We start from the raw sequence: 2,547 nt of genomic DNA on the forward strand, positions 1-2,547 counted from the left end.
CTATTGAATTTGAATTCAATAGGTCTTTTTTTTATTCCCCTCCTTCGGATGGGTTAGGGGAGGATTACTTAGCGATATTAACTGCTCTTGTTTCTCTAATAACGGTTACTTTCACTTGACCTGGATAAGTCATCTCTGTTTGAATTTTTTGTGAAATTTCAAAAGACAGCGTGGCTGCATTGTCATCAGACACTTTTTCACTTTCCACGATAACTCTAAGTTCTCTACCAGCCTGAATCGCATAAGCGTTTTTAACACCGGTAAATCCGTAGGCCACTTCTTCTAGGTCTTTCAGACGTTGAATATAAGAATCTAATACTTGCCTTCTAGCGCCTGGTCTTGCACCTGAAATAGCATCACAAACCTGAATTATTGGAGACAATAAAGATTTCATTTCTATCTCATCATGGTGAGCTCCAATAGCATTACATACTTCTTCTTTTTCACCATATTTTTCAGCCCACTGCATACCTAATAAAGCATGAGGTAAATCACTTTCTGCATCCGGTACTTTACCGATGTCATGCAATAAACCAGCTCTTTTGGCTAATTTTACATTCAGACCTAATTCAGCTGCCATAATTCCACAAAGTTTTGAAACTTCACGGGAGTGTTGCAATAAGTTTTGACCGTAAGAAGAACGGTATTTCATACGTCCTACTACTTTTATTAATTCAGGGTGTAATCCATGAATTCCTAAATCGATCACAGTACGTTTTCCAACTTCTATAATTTCATCGTCAATTTGTTTAGCTGTTTTAGCAACTACCTCTTCAATGCGGGCAGGGTGAATTCGACCGTCCGTTACCAATTTATGTAAAGCCAAACGTGCTATTTCTCTACGTACAGGATCAAAACAAGATAGGATGATCGCTTCCGGTGTATCATCTACAATGATTTCTACTCCCGTTGCCGCTTCCAGCGCTCTAATGTTTCGTCCTTCACGACCAATAATTCTACCTTTAACATCATCAGATTCTATGTTGAATACAGATACGCAGTTTTCTACAGCTTCTTCTGTTCCTACTCTTTGGATAGTATTGATAATTATTTTCTTCGCTTCTTGTTGCGCCGTTAGCTTAGCCTCTTCAATTGTATCTTGAATATGCGACATCGCTTTGGTTTTCGCTTCCGCTTTTAAACCTTCTACTAATTGGTCTTTGGCTTCTTCGGCAGATAAGCCTGAAATTACTTCAAGTTGTTGTAATTGGCTTTTATGCAGCTTGTCAACTTCTATTTGTCTTTTGTCTAAAACTTCAATTTTAGCAGTATATTCGGTCGTTTTCGCTTCAAAATCGTCATTGACTTTCTTTGCCTTAGACAATTCGTTAGAAACTTGGGACTCTTTGTCTCTTGTTCTTTTTTCAACTTCAGCTACTTTCTTGTCTCTCCCTAGAATTACTTGTTCGTGTTCTGATTTAAGTTCAATAAATTTTTCTTTCGCCTGAAGAATTTTATCTTTCTTTATGTTCTCAGCTTCAAAGTTGGCATCTTTTAATATTGATGCAGCTTCTTTTTTTGAGTTTTTAATAAGATTAGAAATATTGCTTTTTTCTATAATTTTAGCGATTCCAAAACCCGCTACAATACCTATAATTCCTGAAATAACGATCGTTAATATGTCCATGTTTGTTAAAATTTATATATAAAAAAAAGCCTACATTAAGTTGTCTGAATAAACTCGAAATTGACAAGTTTTGAGCTAACTCACTGTTCAAGTTTCCTCGCCTGGGCGTGGCATGCTTTAGTAGCGATGATTTGCTCATTCTAAATTATTAGTGTTGAGTTTACCAAATGTGAACTAATGTAGGCAGTATCTTAGTTGCTGTAAAGAACGTTTAATTGTCGAGATATTGATCTAAAAGCGCATTGATTTTTTTAATTCTTTCGATGGTTTCTTCACCATTAATAGCGTTATCAATTTGTTTTTGTTCTGATTGTGAGGCAAACTGCAAAGCGCACATGGCTAAAACATCTTGTTTATCACGAACTGCATAATTTTCTTCAAATTGCTTCATCATCACATCAATCTTTTTTGAAGCGCTTCTCAGTCCTTCTTCTTGAGCAAGCTCTACGGTTAGCGGATAAACCCTATCTGCAATTGATATTTTAATTTTTAGCTTTTCGTCCATATGTTTTACTAATCAGATAGCTGTGCTATACAGTAATCAATTTCACGAATTAATGAATTTATTTTAAGCTTAGTATCTCTTTTATTATCGTCACTGCCTAATAATGAGTTGGCAATCTTAAGTGTCTCATATTGCGATTTTAACGCGACAATCTCATTTGATTGAGTTTGTATGATGTGTGCAGATTTTGTTAATTCAATATTTAATTCTTGAGTATTTTGATCTAAACGTTTTATTTTTAGAATTAGTTTTTCAACCTTATTTTCAAGAGTATCAATTATTTCTGCAATTACACTCATTATTTATCCTATTCATTTCTTAATATTACAAATTTAGTATTACTTTTTATTATTACAATATATTATTCGTTTTTTTATTATAAAATAATCAAAATGTTGTACTTTAAGGAGTTACG

The 2,547-nt window shown here is 34.2% G+C and carries 3 protein-coding genes and 1 other RNA gene; all 4 read right to left on the minus strand.

Features of this window, described 5'->3' with window-relative positions; translation table 11 throughout:
• Positions 1-64 precede the first annotated feature (64 nt).
• Positions 65-1,627, minus strand: a complete 1,563-nt coding sequence (gene rny / locus A3SG_RS0118155; RefSeq protein WP_016991411.1) for a ribonuclease Y — start codon at positions 1,625-1,627, stop codon at positions 65-67.
• 50 nt (positions 1,628-1,677) lie between these two features.
• A non-coding RNA gene (ssrS, locus tag A3SG_RS21435) (6S RNA) lies at positions 1,678-1,787 on the minus strand.
• Between the two features lie 51 nt (positions 1,788-1,838).
• Positions 1,839-2,132, minus strand: a complete 294-nt coding sequence (locus tag A3SG_RS0118160; RefSeq protein ID WP_016991412.1) for a cell division protein ZapA — start codon at positions 2,130-2,132, stop codon at positions 1,839-1,841.
• 8 nt (positions 2,133-2,140) lie between these two features.
• Positions 2,141-2,431 (minus strand): hypothetical protein, encoded by a 291-nt coding sequence (locus A3SG_RS0118165; protein ID WP_016991413.1) that lies wholly within the window; start codon positions 2,429-2,431, stop codon positions 2,141-2,143.
• Positions 2,432-2,547 lie beyond the last annotated feature (116 nt).

The organism is Flavobacterium sp. ACAM 123, assembly GCF_000264055.1.
Classification (GTDB): domain Bacteria; phylum Bacteroidota; class Bacteroidia; order Flavobacteriales; family Flavobacteriaceae; genus Flavobacterium.

Coding starts and splice junctions, on each gene's coding strand:
- rny (WP_016991411.1), bottom strand. CDS start 1,627: ATGGACATATTAACGATCGTTATTTCAGGAATTATAGGTATTGTAGCG.
- A3SG_RS0118160 (WP_016991412.1), bottom strand. CDS start 2,132: ATGGACGAAAAGCTAAAAATTAAAATATCAATTGCAGATAGGGTTTAT.
- A3SG_RS0118165 (WP_016991413.1), bottom strand. CDS start 2,431: ATGAGTGTAATTGCAGAAATAATTGATACTCTTGAAAATAAGGTTGAA.